At 67.6% G+C, this 15,552-nt stretch carries 18 protein-coding genes, 1 tRNA gene and 1 pseudogene; 9 read left to right on the top strand and 11 right to left on the bottom strand.

Translation table 11 applies throughout. The features are described 5' to 3' along the window. The 4 genes from C1I98_RS20530 to C1I98_RS20515 form a co-directional block, all read right to left on the bottom strand. Positions 1-322 (bottom strand): RDD family protein (locus C1I98_RS20530; protein ID WP_146607542.1); only part of this gene is annotated, 322 nt, incomplete at its 3' end. An 18-nt stretch (positions 323-340) separates the two neighbouring features. After that, on the bottom strand, positions 341-1,579 hold the full coding sequence (locus C1I98_RS20525; RefSeq protein ID WP_111169052.1) for a cytochrome P450: 1,239 nt from the start codon (positions 1,577-1,579) through the stop codon (positions 341-343). Beyond that, positions 1,572-3,002 (bottom strand): MFS transporter, encoded by a 1,431-nt coding sequence (locus C1I98_RS20520; protein ID WP_111169051.1) that lies wholly within the window; start codon positions 3,000-3,002, stop codon positions 1,572-1,574. The genes C1I98_RS20525 and C1I98_RS20520 overlap by 8 nt, the downstream gene beginning before the upstream one ends. A 185-nt stretch (positions 3,003-3,187) precedes the next feature. Next, positions 3,188-3,451, bottom strand: a complete 264-nt coding sequence (locus tag C1I98_RS20515) for a Clp protease/crotonase-like domain-containing protein (protein WP_199537077.1) — start codon at positions 3,449-3,451, stop codon at positions 3,188-3,190. Positions 3,452-3,710: 259 nt separating this feature from the next. Between C1I98_RS20515 and C1I98_RS20510 the strand changes: the two genes are divergently transcribed. Further along, positions 3,711-4,391 carry an L-2-amino-thiazoline-4-carboxylic acid hydrolase gene (locus C1I98_RS20510; RefSeq protein WP_111169054.1) on the top strand — a complete coding sequence of 227 codons (681 nt, stop codon included), beginning with the start codon at positions 3,711-3,713 and terminating at the stop codon, positions 4,389-4,391. A gap of 109 nt (positions 4,392-4,500) precedes the next feature. Here the strand turns inward: C1I98_RS20510 and C1I98_RS20505 are convergent, their stop codons facing one another. Then, positions 4,501-5,151, bottom strand: a complete 651-nt coding sequence (locus tag C1I98_RS20505; RefSeq protein WP_306461901.1) for a DUF4291 domain-containing protein — start codon at positions 5,149-5,151, stop codon at positions 4,501-4,503. A gap of 201 nt (positions 5,152-5,352) precedes the next feature. Here C1I98_RS20505 and C1I98_RS20500 point away from each other — a divergent pair, with 201 nt between their 5' ends. The 3 genes from C1I98_RS20500 (at position 5,353) to C1I98_RS20495 (ending at position 6,632) form a co-directional block, all read left to right on the top strand. Beyond that, complete coding sequence (locus tag C1I98_RS20500) at positions 5,353-5,925, top strand: response regulator (protein WP_146607541.1); 573 nt, start codon at positions 5,353-5,355, stop codon at positions 5,923-5,925. A gap of 330 nt (positions 5,926-6,255) precedes the next feature. After that, a complete protein-coding gene (locus C1I98_RS45070) occupies positions 6,256-6,378 on the top strand; it encodes a hypothetical protein (protein ID WP_267898060.1) in 123 nt (40 codons plus the stop codon). Then, on the top strand, positions 6,375-6,632 hold the full coding sequence (locus C1I98_RS20495) for a hypothetical protein (RefSeq protein ID WP_111169049.1): 258 nt from the start codon (positions 6,375-6,377) through the stop codon (positions 6,630-6,632). The genes C1I98_RS45070 and C1I98_RS20495 overlap by 4 nt, the downstream gene beginning before the upstream one ends. A 460-nt stretch (positions 6,633-7,092) precedes the next feature. Here the strand turns inward: C1I98_RS20495 and C1I98_RS20490 are convergent, their stop codons facing one another. After that, the gene (locus C1I98_RS20490; protein WP_111169048.1) at positions 7,093-7,431 is read right to left on the bottom strand and encodes a hypothetical protein; all 339 of its coding nucleotides are present in this window, start codon (positions 7,429-7,431) and stop codon (positions 7,093-7,095) included. Between the two features lie 71 nt (positions 7,432-7,502). Here C1I98_RS20490 and C1I98_RS45705 point away from each other — a divergent pair. After that, positions 7,503-7,790 (top strand): annotated as a pseudogene (locus C1I98_RS45705) (tyrosine-type recombinase/integrase); the annotation flags it as partial. Between the two features lie 85 nt (positions 7,791-7,875). On the opposite strand, the gene C1I98_RS20480 reads toward C1I98_RS45705, so the two are convergent. Beyond that, positions 7,876-7,964: transfer RNA gene (locus C1I98_RS20480), tRNA-Ser, on the bottom strand. A gap of 163 nt (positions 7,965-8,127) precedes the next feature. Beyond that, positions 8,128-8,691 carry a YceI family protein gene (locus tag C1I98_RS20475; RefSeq protein WP_111169047.1) on the bottom strand — a complete coding sequence of 188 codons (564 nt, stop codon included), beginning with the start codon at positions 8,689-8,691 and terminating at the stop codon, positions 8,128-8,130. Between the two features lie 103 nt (positions 8,692-8,794). On the opposite strand from C1I98_RS20475, the gene C1I98_RS20470 reads away from it, so the two are divergent. Beyond that, positions 8,795-9,274 (top strand): MarR family winged helix-turn-helix transcriptional regulator, encoded by a 480-nt coding sequence (locus C1I98_RS20470; protein WP_111169046.1) that lies wholly within the window; start codon positions 8,795-8,797, stop codon positions 9,272-9,274. A gap of 52 nt (positions 9,275-9,326) precedes the next feature. Here C1I98_RS20470 and C1I98_RS20465 read toward each other — a convergent pair whose 3' ends face one another. After that, positions 9,327-9,827 (bottom strand): SigE family RNA polymerase sigma factor, encoded by a 501-nt coding sequence (locus C1I98_RS20465; RefSeq protein ID WP_111169045.1) that lies wholly within the window; start codon positions 9,825-9,827, stop codon positions 9,327-9,329. A gap of 599 nt (positions 9,828-10,426) precedes the next feature. Here C1I98_RS20465 and C1I98_RS20460 point away from each other — a divergent pair. Together C1I98_RS20460 and C1I98_RS20455 are read left to right on the top strand one after the other, a co-directional pair. Continuing rightward, entirely contained in the window at positions 10,427-11,488 is a 1,062-nt protein-coding gene (locus C1I98_RS20460) for a hypothetical protein (RefSeq protein WP_111169044.1), read from the top strand. 1 nt (position 11,489) lies between these two features. Further along, positions 11,490-12,320 carry a MauE/DoxX family redox-associated membrane protein gene (locus C1I98_RS20455; protein ID WP_111169043.1) on the top strand — a complete coding sequence of 277 codons (831 nt, stop codon included), beginning with the start codon at positions 11,490-11,492 and terminating at the stop codon, positions 12,318-12,320. 145 nt (positions 12,321-12,465) lie between these two features. Here the strand turns inward: C1I98_RS20455 and C1I98_RS20450 are convergent, their stop codons facing one another. After that, positions 12,466-13,647, bottom strand: coding sequence for an ATP-binding protein (locus C1I98_RS20450; protein ID WP_111169042.1), 1,182 nt, complete (start codon positions 13,645-13,647; stop codon positions 12,466-12,468). A gap of 354 nt (positions 13,648-14,001) precedes the next feature. Next, entirely contained in the window at positions 14,002-14,424 is a 423-nt protein-coding gene (rplK, locus tag C1I98_RS20445; protein WP_111169041.1) for a 50S ribosomal protein L11, read from the bottom strand. Between the two features lie 44 nt (positions 14,425-14,468). Here rplK and C1I98_RS20440 point away from each other — a divergent pair, with 44 nt between their 5' ends. Then, on the top strand, positions 14,469-15,392 hold the full coding sequence (locus C1I98_RS20440) for a MerR family transcriptional regulator (RefSeq protein WP_111169040.1): 924 nt from the start codon (positions 14,469-14,471) through the stop codon (positions 15,390-15,392). Positions 15,393-15,552: the final 160 nt, after the last annotated feature.

Raw genomic sequence — 15,552 nt, 5'->3', positions numbered from 1 at the left:
GCGCCTCCCCGGTCGCCGCGGCGACGACCTTCAACCGGCACAGCCGCTTGCCGAGCGTCTGCCCCCATACGGCGTGCTGGGACCAGAAGTATCCGATGGTGAGGATCAGGAGCACGATTTCGGTGAGCCAGCCGGGATTTCCCTCATAGAAGTTGAGCCACGAAGTGGACGACGATTCCTTGAACACCTCCTCACCGCCGAGAGCCGCGCGCGTCAACGCGAACGCGATGGCGATCGTCACATAGTCGATAATGGCCGCGGCGACCCGATGCCGCCGGACCGCGAGAATCGGTTCGATCGAAACCGAAGTGGGGGTGGTCACGCAGGTAAGTGTGCCCGATCAGCGGGCGCGATGGTCCCGGTTTTTCGTCGTGCGGCGCCAGGTCACGGGCAGCTCGCGCACGCCATAGAAGACCGCCTTCTCTTTGAACTCCAGATCCGCCCAAGGCGTGGCCAGAGCGAGCGTGGGAATGCGCCGGTAAAGGGTGCCGAAGACGACTTCGAGTTCCATCCGGGCCAGCGACTGGCCGAGGCATTGGTGTACGCCGTGGCCGAAGGCGATGTGGGAGCGGCCGGTACGGCCGACGTCCAGGACATCAGGGTCGGGGAAAGCCTCTGGATCGCGGTTGGCGGTGCTTTTCACCACGATGATGCCCTCGCCCGCGCGAATGACCTGTCCCCCGATCCCGATGTCCTCCGTGGCGACCCGGCGGGCCTCGGTGTGCGTGATCGACAGGTGGCGCAGCAGTTCTTCGACGGCTCCCGCGATCAACGGCGGGTCGCCGTCGCGGACGGCGTGGAGCTGGGCCGGATGGGTCAGCAGGGCGACGGTGCCGAGGGCGATCATCGAGGCGGTGGTGTCGTGCCCGGCCACCAGCAGGAGCTGCCCCATGGTGGCGATCTCGGCCGCCGGCATCGCGCCGGTCAGGTACTGCCCTACGGCCAGCTCGCTCAGCATGTCCTTGCCGGGGTCCGCGCTCTTCCTGATGACCAGGTCCGCGAGGTAGGCGTTCAGGCTCTCGCTCGCGGCGAGGGCCTGGCCGGGGTCGGCCCGGTCCATGACCAGCGACTGGGCCACGTCCTGGAAGAAGCCGCGGTCCACGTACGGCACGCCGAGAAGTTCGCAGATCACCAGCGATGGGACCGGCAGCGCGAACGCCTCCACCAGGTCGGCCGGATCAGGACCGGCGAGCAGGTCGTCGATGAGGTCGTCCACGATCCGCTGCACGCGTGGCCGCAGCGCTCGCATGCGCCTGACGGTGAAGCCGGGGATGAGCAGCCGGCGGTTCGCGGTGTGCTCCGGCGGGTCCATCTGCATGAGCGTCTTCATGCGCGCGTCGCGGGCCTTGCTCACGGCGTTGGTGTGCGGGAAGCCGGGCCGCGCGACGTCCACGCTGATCCGTCGGTCGGCCAGCAGGGCGCGCGCGTCCGCGTACCGGGTGACCAGCCACGACGTACTCCCGTCCCACAGTCGTACCCGGGTCACCGGGTGCTCGTGGCTCAGCCTGGTCAGCTCCGGCGGCGGGTCGAGCGGGTATCCCGTGGACCGGGGCATGGGGAAGGGCGTGGGGTCAGACATGGGTGTTCGCCTCCTTTGGGGATGGTTTGGCGATGGTCAGCGGGGCGGTGAGGCAGGCGGCGGCGAGGAGGATGGCGAAGGCGACGGTCAGGGCGGTGGCGTAGCCGTGGACCGAGGCGGCGGCCGTACTCGCGTGGTTCTCGGCCAGGTAGGTGGCGGCGGTACCGGCCGCGACGCTGTTGAGCAGGGCCGTACCGAGCGCCGCGCCGAGTTGCTGGAAGGCGTTGTAGGCCGCCGCGCCGGCTCCGATGTCCTGGTGGTTCAGGCCCGTGGTGGCCAGGGCGGCGGTCGGGGGCATCACGCAGCCGAGCCCCAGGCCGGTGAGCACGAGGGCGGGCGTCAGGTAGAGCGGCAGGACGTCCGTGCTGGTCGCGGTCAGGCGGGTGAGGATCAGCATCCCGAGCGCCGCGGCCAGGAGTCCCGGCACGATCAGTACGGCGGGCGGGACGCGGCCGTGCAGCCGCCCGGCGATGAACGTCGACGCGACGAGCGTGGCCAGCGCGTTGATGATCAGCGTCAGGCCGGCCTGGACCGGTGAGTACCCCAGCACGGTCTGCGTGTAGAAGCTCATGAACAGGTAGAACCCGAACATCGCGGTGAACATCAGGGTGATCGACACAAAAGCCCCGGCGCGGGCCCGGTGCAGCAGCAGCCGCATCGGCAGCAGCGGGCTCGCCGTCCGGGTCTCCACCAGGGCGAACACCCCGAGCAGCGCCACCCCCGCGGCCAGCAGGCCCAGTACCTTCGGCGAGCCCCAGCCCAGCGCCTCGGTCTCGCTGAAGGCGTACACGATGGCGGCGAAGCCGGCCCCGCTGAGCAGCGCGCCCGCGACGTCGAGCCGTCCGGTGAGCCGTGTCTTACGGTCAGGTGGCATGAGGGCCGCCCCGGCGACGGCGAGCACCGAGACCGGGACGTTGATGTAGAGGCACCACCGCCAGTTCGCGTACTCGGTGAGCAGCCCGCCCGCGACCAGTCCGACCGCCGACCCGGCGGCCCCCACGGCGGCGAACACGCCGAAGGCCCGGCCGCGTTCGCGGGGGTCGGTGAACGTGGTGGTCAGCAGCGACAGCCCGGCGGGCGCGAGCGCCGCCGCGAACACGCCCTGCGCCGCGCGGGCGGCGAACAACATGCCGGGGTTCACCGCGAGCCCGCCCAGCGCGGAGGCGGCGGCGAAGCCGGCCAGGCCGACGACGAACGTCCGCCGATGGCCGAGCGCGCCGCTCACCCTGCCGCCGATCAGCAACAGCGCGCCGAACGCGAGCGCGTAGGCGGTGATGGCCCACTGCCGGCCGGCGTCGGACATGCCGAGGTCCTGCTGCGCGGAGGGCAGCGCGATGTTCACGATCGTGCCGTCCAGCACCACGAGGAGCTGGGCGGCGCTCACCACCGGCAGAGTCCACCAGCGCTTGTCTGTGATCAGCATGAATTCCAGCCTTCCGTTGAAGTGATCCCGGAAGGTTCGGCCGCTGGTGCGCAGGTGGCGACGGTTCGAGTTTCAAAGGTCGGTTCAATCGGGGGGTCGGGTCCATGTCCGGATGTGGTGATCAACCGCCTACCAGGGGTATCTCTACGCCATCAGACGAACGCCCTCGAAGGGATGAAAGGGGCTCACTGATCTCCGGTGCCGGTGAGAATCAGCACCTCGTTGTCCGGATCGTTGCCGATCTTCTGCCACGTCTGCCCCAGGGCGTTGCGCACGGCGAACCCGAACCGCGCGGGCCCATCGCCGGTGTGCTGCATCCGCACCTCCATGATCCCGTCACGCCGCCGCATCCTGAAGTACTCGGCGTACTTCTCCGCGTACGCCACAAAGGCGGGCCGCGGCGCATAGCCACCGGTACCGGCATGCCATTCATCAAGCTCTCCGGGCATGGCGACCCCTATTCGGGAGCCCAAGCGGAACTACCCTCCGAATTTTGGCCAATAGGGCCGGAGCCCCGCCCCTCCCGCCTCCTGTCGAAATCCTCCAGAAGCTGTGCCACACTGGCCGAGACAACATCAATCATGCTTGTCAGCGCCTGGTCGGTCGGTGGAGTGCGCTGGCGTGCTCGCTCGGTCGCGAGTACGACCAGATGCGCCTCCTGGCGGAGTGCTGGTCGTGTACGGCCGAGCCGTACCCGAAAGGCTCACGATGTCCCCCGACCGATTCCACCTCTCCGAGGGCGACTACACCCCGGATCCCGATCGCGACACCACGATCCTGCTCGACGGCTACTACGACCACATCGCCGCGGTTCTGCGCGAACACGCGCTCCCCGAATCCCTGGTGACCGAAATGCGGTCACGCCAGGCCGAACTCGAAGCGGCCGACCAGCACCTGATCGCCGACGAGCCGTCCCGCCACAACCTCCGCATGACGCTGGCCCTTGTCGCGGCCTACGAAATCCTCACCCCGCACCTGGGCCGGGAAACGGCCATGCACGCCGTACGCACGGCTTTCATCGAACCACTCGGCGACGCCGTGAAAGAAGGCACCCGCGCGATGCTGGACGCCGCGCCAGATCCCTTCGCGGCCATGGTCGCCACGTCCAAGTCCCGCGAGGAACACGCCTTTGGCGACACATTCGTCTTCGACCGCGCGATCGACGACGACCAGCGCTATCACCTCAACATACGCCGCTGCTTCTATCACGACGTCCTGACGGCCCACTCCGCACCGGAACTGACCCCGGTGATGTGCGCCTTCGACACCAACTGGATGGACGCCATCGACCCGGAAACCCACGGTTTCCGCTTCGACCGCCCCACCACCATCGGCCTGGGCGCCCCCCACTGCCCCTTCCACTTCACCCGGACGAACCCGACCGACTGACCCCCACCACCGCGCCGAGGGCCGCCCTCAGCGGCCCTCGGCGTGGGGGCGCAATGGGAAGCACGAATCGGCATCGACAAAGGCCCGAACCACCGAACGAGCCCACCACCTAGCCAGGTGCCGGTCCGGAACCGGAGTCGGCGGGAATCGTGGCGCCAATGGCCCGGCCAAGGCCAACGGGCAAGGGGTAAGGGCTCTCGCGGGGCAGCATGCCCGTGACGTCCCGACCGTCGCGAAGTGCCTGATGGATATCGTGAACCCGGCCGGTGAGGTCGGTGATCCCCACAATCCACTCGTCGAGGTAACGAGTGACGGCTTCACCGGACAGCCCCACCTGAATCGACCGGTACGGCAAAGGATTGTGGCGCGGATCCCGCTCAGGATCCCACTGAATCCGAACCGGACTCCCCCGCAGCCGTTCCTTCCACGCCGCGTGATCGACGTCGCCGTCCGGATGGCTGAAACAGGAATGCCGAAGCGCCCACTCGAACCCCTCCCGCGTGATGTCGATCCCCAACACCCTCGTCTGACCGGCCTTCGTCCCCCAGCCGCAGCGATACATCATCCAGAGAAACGACGGCTTGATCCAGGTCATCCGCTCCCTCTTGAACGGCGCCACGAACCGCCGAGCGGCGACCGCCGGCACCGCGATGGCCGGGTCGTAGGCTTGGTACACGGTGATGGTCTCGTCGGTGAAGGCGGCACGAATCTGCCGGTACGGGATGCTCACCTCACCGACAATGGAGAACCACGCGCTCACCAGGCAATCGAATCAACCACTCGAGCGGTGAGACGAGGGGCCTCTCCCGATGACAAGCCACACCGCCCCTGACGTCACAGCCTCCGCAGACACCCCTACAACGGCCCGACTCCTGGCTGTACTGGTGGCGGCACGCCGGAGCCCTGCGCAGGGCTGGGCACACGAACAGCAACAAGGGCGAACAGCACAATAATCCCCACGGTGCTCTGGGTTAGTTCCACACTTGTGGCTTTGTCCAGAATGTCCGAGAATCGAGCACTCGGCATCGAGATCGAATTCAGAGAGGTGGAACGGCTGTTAGCAAAAGCCGTCGATAACGGCGATCAAGAGACACTGGAACCGCAGATTAGTGGAGCGGATCGCCAAGCGGTCATCAAAAGGGTAGACCACGCAGCGGCCTATCTCCGAGGCGGGAGGATGCTTTGGGTAGACGATCTCCCAAGAAATAACATATACCTGAAAGAGCTATTCAGGCAGCTAGGCATGGTGGTCGACTCTGCCACTTCAACGGGCGAGGCCATGGCATGTCTCGATCACCATAAATACGACCTCGTAATCAGCGATATATACCGAGAGTCAGACCCTCAAGCCGGCATCAAAATGCTTCACGAATTCCGCACCCGCGGCATCAGCCTACCGGTCATAATACATGCAGCGAGGTTTGACCCCACACTGGGTGTCGATCCCATGATTTTCGGCGGCACGAACCGCATCGATGAGGTCGTGCACTATGTGATAGACGTCATGGAACGTGTACCGCTGAGAGACGCCTGATTCCGGGAAGGCGGCGGCTAAAGCACCGCAGCAGCGAGCGAATCGCCTTGCAGCGCCGGCCGATGATTCCGAGCATGTAGTCAAGGATTAGGGAGTCAAATCACCGGAGGCGCGATAGAACAGCGCGCAACGCATCTGATGGTGAGGCATCCGGCCTGTGATGATCAGTCCGTCAGCCAAACCCTCCTGGCCGTCCCGGAGGTCACGAGCGCGAGCCGGGCAGAGCAACAGGCCGCAGTGTCCGCCACATCCCTCAGCCGCAGTGCTCTGCCGGACCGCCGAAGATCAAATCAGTTGCACAGCGGGAGCCAACGGCACATCATCGGGAGCATGGCCGGCCTGCCCCTCTCCTTGCCTGTGTTCTTCGAGCATGGCTATCCGGACATCTACTCTGACGCGCTTGAGCAGCACGTTTCGGTTCGTTCCACCACCGGTCACCAGGAGACTCCATGACAGGGGAAGAGGAGGAAGCACCCATAGGCCAAGCCCTGAACGGCCTCAACGTCTACCCGCTTCCCCAAGGATGGACCGCTCTGGCCGCGATTGTTCTCGTGAAGTGCCTCGATGAGGAAGGTCGCTCCACCTGGGCCTTCAGGACCACGGACGGGCTGAACGACGAGGAACTCCTCGGCGCCCTTACCGTCCGAACCGATCTCCTCCGTCACAAGCTATACGACGCGTATACGAGCGACGCCGATGATGAATAGGATCACGCGTTCTTCCAACGACATCATCAGCCTGGGCAGCCTGCATCGGCGCCTGACTCCTGAGCCTGGCATAAGGCACTCCTCGCCACCCGAAGCCGCCCGGCGTCCGCGATTGTGCGCACCCGCTCGGTGAAGATCGACACCCCTTCGTCTGTGCCGGGCGAACCGAAAGCGAAGCGCATGCTTCCCCTGGAGGCGGCGGGAGAGCATCGGACGGCGCGGTGGGCTGGAAAGGGCCGGTCATAGCCGGTGCCGGAACGGCGAGGTAGCACGGCGCGCGCGAAACGCCGGGCAGCGGGACGCGGCCGAAGACGGCGGGCGGCGAGCAGTGGGCTCTGCCGTACCGAACCCCGCACGCCGACCAGCACCGGACGGCCGGACAGAGCGCGCTGTACGAAGACGCGTGGTGCGCGCTCGGCCCCGATTTGCGCCAGGGCCTTGCCCTGCGGGTTCAGGGGTTCTAGGGCCTGGCGAGCTGCCGGGTGACGAACAGGCGGACCACCCCGCTCCCCTGCTCATCTGCCTGCCAGACGAACCAGTCCTGGCCCACCGGGGTGTCCTGCTTGGTGGGATACATCACGTAGGGCATGTCCCTGTCACGCGGCTCGTCGGGAGAGGGTTCGGTGACCAGGTAGGTCACCTTGAGGCCACGCGCGGCGATCTCCGGCAGTACTTCGCCCACGGTCCTTCCCTCCAGGTGGTACCCGCCCAGAGACCTGACCTTCTCCCCGGGCGTCCTGGGCACGTAGTGCGGCACGTCGTCGGGAACCAGCTCGCAGGGCGCCACCGGGTCCCGCATGAGGATCGTCCTCGTAGCATCGGCACCGGCCGGGCTGTCCCAAGACCTGCAAGCGGCACGGCCATACCTACCACGACCTTGTCTTCGCGACGCGGCATGGTAGGCCCATTGAGCGCAGCGAGGACTACAAGACCTGGAAGGCCCTCCTCAAGCGAGCCGGAGTCCGTGATGCCCGGCTGCACGACGCGCGGCATACGGCCGGGACGCTCCTCGTTGAGCAGGGCGTGCACATTCGGGTCGTACAGGAGATTCTTGGCCGCGCCCGGGTGACCACCACTGAGCGGTACACCCACGTCGCGACCCAGCTCATGCAGGACGCGAGCACCCGCATCGGGGCCGCTCTTTGGGGCGATAGCTGACCAACTGCAACTAGAACTGCAACTACGACACCCTCGAAGATCAAAAAGGCCCTGCTCCCGGACGCGGGAGAGGGCCTTTGAAGTGCGGAGGCTCCGGGATTTGAACCCGGGATGGGCGTGAACCCAAACCGCATTAGCAGTGCGGCGCCATAGACCTGACTAGGCGAAGCCTCCTGGTTGCCACTGTGGCTCACGACAGCGTACCGGCAGCGGGGCCAAGCGGCAAAGCGGATTGGCAGGTGGAGAGGCGAAACCACCTCCCGACTCCACCAAGCCGCAGGCCCCGACATCCTTTGTCCACAACCTGTGGACAAAGGATGTGGGCAAGCGGCGGTCGTCAGGCGGCCGGCTGGGCCTCGACCTCGATCTCTACCTTGACCTTCTTGCCGACCAGGACTCCGCCGGTCTCCAGGGCCTGGTTCCAGGTGAGGCCGAAGTCCTCGCGGTCGAACTCCGCGGCGATGGAGACGCCCCATACTTCCTGCCCCCACGGGTTCGTCCCGGTACCGCCGTATTCGACGGAGAGCTGGACCTCCTTGGTGACGTCCCGGATGGTGAGGTCGCCCGCGACGGTGAACTCGCCGCCGGAGCGGCCGATGAAGCGGGTTGTGCGGAACTTCAGCTCAGGGTACTTCTCGGTGGCCAGGAAGTCGTCGCCGCGGAGGTGGCCGTCGCGGTCGGCGACGCCGGTGTCGATGCTGTCGGCCGCGATGGTGAACTCGGCCGTGGACTCCGTGGGGTTCTCCGCGATCGTGACGCTACCGGAGAACTTCCCGAAGTTGCCGCGGACCTTGCTGACCATCATGTGCTTCACCACGAAGCCGACGCTGGAGTGCATGGCGTCGATGGTGTAGGTGCCGGCCGTCGGGATCGTGAGCCCTTCCCATGCACGGGTGCCCATGGTCTTCTCCTCGCGAGGATTATTGAACAGCGGATAGTTGCCTCTTTATCTTTCTATCGGACAACTTTTCCTCACGTCAACTATCGCGGACTATACTGTTCCAATGCAATCGTTCGACGACCCCAGACTCACCGCCATGGGCCTGCTGTCCGAGGTCCAGGTCGGGCTGTCCGCGAAGATGATGCCGTCGTTCGCCGCCGCCGGGCTCTCGTTGATCGACTTCGAAACGCTGATCCGGCTGTCCCGCTCGCCTCGCCGCAGGCTTCGTATGAGCGACCTCGCCGCCCAGACCAGCATGTCCACCAGCGGTGTCACGCGCGTCGTCGACCGGCTGGAGCGCGAGGGCATGGTCGAACGACAGGCGTGCGACACCGATCGGCGGGCCTCCTACGCGGCGCTCACCGGCGCGGGGGCCGACACGCTGGCGAAGGTGCTGCCGCAGCACCTCGACGACATCGACCGCTGGTTCACCGGGCTGCTCAGTCCCGAGGAACTGGACGGCCTGCTGTCGGCGCTGCGCGTGATCCGTGACGTCGTACGGCCGTGCGCGACCGCGGGAGCGAGCGGCGAAGAGGAAGCGTAACCGGCGCACTCGGCCCGTTCAGGCACGGCGTTGCGCCGGGCATTCGGCCTGGTCAGGCACGGCGTTGCGCCGGAACGACGAGTTCGCCGCGCAGCTTGGCCATCGCCCGTGAGACCGTGCTCTTGACCGTGCCGACGCTGATGCCCAGCGTCTTGGCGATCTCCGGTTCGGTCATGTCCTCGTAGTAGCGCAGTACGACGGCGGCCCGCATCCGCTCCGGCAGCCGGTCCAGGGCCTGTTCCAGCAGTTCGTAGGCGTGCTCGTGGCCGGCGTGCGGGGCCGCGGGCGGCTCGGGCAGTTCTTCGGACGGGTACTCCTCCAGCTTCCGCCGCCGCCACCAGGAGATGTTGATGTTGACCATGGCCCGCCGCACGTAGCCGTCGAGGGCCGCGCGGTCCTGGATGCGGTCCCAGGCCAGATAGGTCTTGGCCAGCGCGGACTGGAGCAGGTCCTCGGCGTCCATGGGGTTGCCGGTGAGCCGGCAGGCGGTACGGAGCAGCGCCGGTCCGCGCGCCTCGACGTACGCGCGGAACTCATCGGTTTGCACGTCCATCACGATCACCCGCCGACCACAGAGGGGCTTGCCCGTGCGCCTCGGTACCGTGTCACGGCGACAGCCCCCACGCCGGGCAGCATTTGCCAGACACCTCCCTTGTGGCCAGAATCGCAGCCGGACCGCCTGATACGGCTGAACCGAAATCCAGGTTTCGCCCTGCCAATAGCAAAGAAGGGCCAAGTATCGGGACACGAGCCACACGACCCGCTCGACGACCGGAGGCGTGCACCCACCCATCCGGCCACTGCGGCAACAGAGGCACCGGCCGGCGCCCAAGGCCAGTCCGAGCACAAACTACAGAAATCGCCAGGTAGCCGATACCCCTGGTCAGGGTAAGGATTGCTGAGAAGCGGTAGGCGTACTTTTCTACTCAGGGACGGAAATGTCTATCTGCCATACCATCCGTCGGGAAATATCAGCAGAACATACTCGATACACCCTCTGCCCGTGTGAGGCTGTCTTCTGAGAGGTCATGGAGGGGCCTCGCAGCGGCCAGCCCTGTGGCCGAGAGAGGGGATCGCCGGGCCCCGCGTACCGCTCGTGTACCGTGAGGGCCGGCGCGCACGGACGACCAGAAAGACGATTGGGACAGGCGGATGACCGACCCGACCACCGTTCACCGGCGTCGCGCCCTCGCCGCGGCCGTACTCGGGCGTCCCCCCGAGCGGCCGGAGAGCTCCGACGGCGGCCAAGAGCCGCTGCGCGCGGTCACCGGGCGAATCCTCGACGCGAGCCCGCACATGATCGTCGTCGAGGCCGGGAACGGGGCGGAGGAGCGCCTGGTGGTCGCCCCGTGGGCGGTCGCCTGGCGCGGCGGTGACGTGGCCGTCGCGGATCTGCCTGCGGGGACGAACGTGATCATGCGTACGGTTCACCAAGGCAAGGTCGTTGACCGGATATGGGCTGACACGACCCGGATCACCGGGACGATCGTGTCGATCCGTACCGACGGCAAGGACCAGCTGGTGGAACTGGACGCCGGTCCGCACCGGGGCCGACACACGATCGTCATCCCTTATCGGGCATCCGGAAGGCTCCGAGTACGGCATCCGAAATTCGAGCCGGGGTACCTCTTCGATGCGATCGGCGTGCGCGAGGGCGAGGGCGAGGGCGAGGGCGACGTACTGTCCGCGCTGCTGCCCGCCACCTCGCAACCGCCCTACCGGGCGCGGGCCGTACCGGTCCCGCCTCCCGCGTACGGCGGGGCGCAGTCCCGCGTGGCCGGCACGGTCACCTGGTCGGACGCCATCCCGGAGAGCGGACACCGAGCACGGGACGGGCACCGAACGGAGAACACGCGCCTACCGGACGACCGACAAGGCACCACGGACCAGCACATCTCGGGCGACGGCCACGGAGCCGCCTACCCGATGCTGGAACGGTCCGACAGCGGATGCGACGACGCGGGGACATCGTGCGCGGGCCTGCCGTACCTCGCGCTGGGTTCGCTGCTCAACGTGCAGAACACCTGCACCGGGCGCGCGATGTCGATCCCGATCGTCGCCTGCGGCTGCCTCGCCGGGCGATTCTGTGACCGGTGCGTGGAATGCGACACCTCACCGCGCGGCAGGATCGCGGAAGTGTCGCCCGTCTCTTTCGTCGAACTGGGTGGAGACCTGATCAAGGGGTGTTTCAATGCCAGGATCGGATTGGGGTGACATGCCGGCGACGGTCGCCACGGCGCAACTGCCGCTGGTGGTGTTACTGCTGGCGCTGGGGAGTGCCGCGAAGGTGGCAACGATCCGCGCCGACGCCGAACCGGGCGGGCTGACCAGGCTCGGACCGGCAGTACTAGTACCCGAACGCTGGCGTGCGCCGGCGCTCGCCATATGCGCGGCGGGTGAGCTGACGCTCGCCGCCGGGATGACGTTCACGACACATCCACTCTTCCGCTGGGCAGCGGTGGGATTCTTCGCCATGTCCACCTATGCGCTCGTCGATCTGCGGCGGCGGCGTCCCGACGTGGGGTGCGGCTGCTTCGGCGAGGTCAGTTCGCGTCCGATCGGCGTGCGCTCGATCGGCCGGACGGTACTGCTGACCGCGATGTCCGCCGGCACGCTCGCGTACCCCGGCATCGGATGGGCGGCGATGTCCGGAATCACCTGGACGATGGCGGGATGCACGGCGGTGGGCCTCGCCCTGCTGGCCGCGCTCTCGCCGGAGCTGGAGGAGGCGGTCGCCCGGCTCCGGCATCGCGCGCCCTGCGAGCAGCGCCCGCTCGCGCCGGGCACCGCGCTCGCCCGGCTGCGCGCCAGCACGGCTTGGGACGACCACCGGATGCTGCTCACCGGCGGCGAGCCGGTGGACACCTGGCGGGAGCTGTGCTGGCGGTTCTTCGCGTTCGCCGGCCGGACGCCCGACGGGGCACCGGTCGACGTGGTCTTCGCCGTCTACCTGAGCGGCCGGCGACCGCCGGTGCGGGCGGCGGTGGTGAGCGCGGACGGCGCGCCGGTAGAGCCGCTACGGGAATCTATCGCCGTATCGGCCTGACGCTAGAACGCCGTATAAACGCCGAGAACTAGGCCAGAACCAAGCCGAGAACGACTCGATATAGCTCTATACGGCTCTCTAGCTTCCCCACTAGAGAGCCGTATAGAGGTCTAGGAGACCGGCTCGGTCACACAGATCAAACGGATCAAACGGGCTGCGCGCGAAGGAACTTGCCGAAGTGCGGGACGGTGAACGCGATCAACCCCCGTTCGGCGCTGTAGATCAGACCTTTCTTGATCAGGCTGTCGCGGGCCGGGGACAGACTGGACGGCTTTCTGGTCAGCACCTCGGCGACCTCGGCGGTCGCCACCGGCTCGTCGCCGATCGAGGCCATGGCGTGCATGTAGTCGCGCTCGGCGGGGGTGGCGCGCTCGTAGCGGCTGCCGAAGAACCCGACCGCCAACTCGGCCTCGGCCTCGGGGGCCGCCAGCCGCACGTCGTCGGCGGTGATCGGCGAACCGAGCGCGAGGTCCCAGGTGACCTTGCCGTACGCCTGGACGAAATAGGGGTATCCATCGGCCGCCGTGTAGAGCGCGTCGAGCGCCTCCTGGGTGAACTCGACCCCCTCGCGCTCGGCCGGCGCGATCAGCGCGTGGTCGGCCGCCGCGCGGTCGAGACGGTCGATGCGGGTATATCGGAACAGCCGCTCGGAGTAGCTCTTGCTGGCGCTGAGCACGCTCGGCAGGTGGGGCAGGCCCGCGCCGACCACGATCAGCGGGCCGCCGCTCTGCGACAGCTCGTGGCAGGCCGCGCACAGCGCCGAGACGTCGGCGGCCTGCACGTCTTGCATCTCGTCGATGAACAGGGCGATGCCGACCCCGAGGTCGGTCGCCACCGAGGCGGCGTCGACGAACAGCTCGGTCAGGTCGATCTCCAGATCGCCCGAGTCGGCCCGGCCCCGGCTCGCGGGCACGTCGATGCCGGGCGACCAATGGGAGGTGCCCTTGGCGGCCGACGGGTCGCGCATCGCGAAGGCCTTGAGCACGCCGAGGAAGTCTTCGATGCGCTCGGGGGCGCGGTGCCGCGGCGCCAGCTCACGGATCGCCATGTGCATCGCGGCGGCGACCGCGCGCCGGATGGACTGGTCGGGCCGGGCCTCGATCTTCCCGGTGCCCCACAGCCGCTGCATCGCCATCGACTTGAACGTGTTGAGCAGCACGGTCTTGCCGACGCCGCGCAGCCCGGTGAGGACCATGCTGCGCTCGGGGCGGCCGCGGGCCACCCGTTCCAGCACGACCTCGAACTGCTGCAGCTCACGGTCGCGGCCGGCCAGCTCGGGCGGGCGCTGCCCGGCCCCGGGGGCGTAGGGGTTGCGCACGGGATCCACGCTCTCGGACTTTATGACGGGATATAGCGGCCGTCGTAGATTTCCGTAGAAAGTGCTGCGGCGTGTCGCCCGCGGCCGGCTCGGAGCCTTCGGAACCAGCAGGTGCGGCGCCACGGAGAGCGTCACCGAAGGCGTCACCGGAGAGGCCACCGGAGGCGTCGCGGCGCACGCGGGGGCGGGCGTCGCGATGATCGCTCTTCCCATGGCGCACCCCTCGCAGGTAAGATCGTGGCCCGAACCCGTGTTCGATCCGATTGCCCTCGACTGTAGCGCGGCATCGAACACCTGCGCGAGTTTTTCGCCGAATTCCGGGTAAAGATCTTGCCGGTTCGCACAGCCGCAGGCCAGGGGCCATCACTCCTTCACGACCAGGCCCATCGAGCGCGCCGTGCCAGCGATGATCTTCTCGGCTTCCGCGGGGTCATCCGTGTTCAAGTCGGACATCTTCCCCCGTACCACCTCCTGAAGTTGTTCCCGGGTGATCGTCCCCGCCGGCGCGTGCCCAGGGCGAGGGCTGCCCGCGGTCAGCCCGGCGGCGTGCCGCAGCAACGACGCCGTGGTCGGCTTCTTGGTCACCATCTCGAAGGAGCGGTCGTCGAAGACGGTGAGCACCGCCGTGACGTCGAACCCGCGCAGGTCCTGGGTCGCGGCGTTGTACCGCTTACAGAACTCCATCAGGTTGACGCCGAGCGGGCCGAGGTCCTTGCCCACCGACGCCGGGTTCGCCTCACCGGCCCTGGACTGGATCTTCACTACGCGACTGATCTTCTTTGCCATGAGCGGCACGCTAAAGTCTCCAGTTACGGGAGGCTCAAGCGAATATGTACACCATCGGCCAGTTGTCCAGGCTCTCCGGGCTACCGATCAAGACGATCAGGTTCTACTCCGACAGCGGCGTACTCCCCGAGTACGAGCGCACCCCCGCCGGCTACCGCCTCTACCGCGAGGAGGACAGGGCCCGGCTCGAGGTCATCAGGACCTTGCGGGAGATCGGGGTCGACCTGGCCACCATCCGCGGCCTGGGCGACCGCGACCTGCGCGACGTGCTCACCCTCCACCTGGAGGCGGTCGAGACGCGGCTCCGGTCGTTGCAACGCACCCGCGCCGTACTGCGCGCCACCCTGGACCGCGCCGATCCGACCGACGAGGACCTGCGCAGGCTCAACTCCCTCGGCAGGTACGGCGCGGCGGAGATGCGCCGCCTGGCGAACGACTTCGCCGACGACGTCGCGAGCGGCAACACCGCGCTGGACGAATGGTTCGCCTGCCTGCGCGAGGCCATGGTGCCCGAGCTACCGGACGAGCCCACCATCGACCAGCTCGACGCCTGGCTGGAGCTGACCGAACTCCTGGCCGCCGACGACTTCCGCGAAAGCCTGCGCGGCCAGGGTTCCGACTTCTGGGACAACGCCGACGAAATGGACCTCGCAGCGTGGCAGCAGGCCAGCGCGCGGATCATCGAGGAGGCCACGGCCGCGCTCCGGGCCGGGGTGCAGCCCGATTCACCGGCCGCCGCACCGATCCTGGCGCGCATCGTCGCCCTCAACGCGGAGGGACGCGGCCGGCCGTACGACGCGGCGTTCTGGCGGACGCTGCGCAAGGAGTACGACGAGCACGACCCACGCTCCCACCGGTACTGGGAGCTCGTCTACACCATCCGCGGCCTGCATTGGCCACCCGAACAGGTCATCGCCCACCTGTGGATCGGCGACGCGCTGCACCACCACGATCACCCTGAGGGCTGATCCGGTCACTCATCGCTTAAGCTGCGTATGTGGCCTCACGTGGGAGAACACTCCAGCCGACGCTTCTGCTGTCCGGGTGCCTGGCACTCGCGACGGCCTGCGGCGCGGGCAACGCGCTCGGCCCGACCGGCGGCACCACCCCCCAGCCCCCGGTGACGAC

Origin of the sequence: Spongiactinospora gelatinilytica (assembly GCF_003236385.1) — a bacterium.
Classification (GTDB): domain Bacteria; phylum Actinomycetota; class Actinomycetes; order Streptosporangiales; family Streptosporangiaceae; genus Spongiactinospora; species Spongiactinospora gelatinilytica.
The sequence above is the reverse complement of the archived record's forward strand: the minus strand, read 5'-3'. Positions and strand labels throughout refer to the sequence as shown.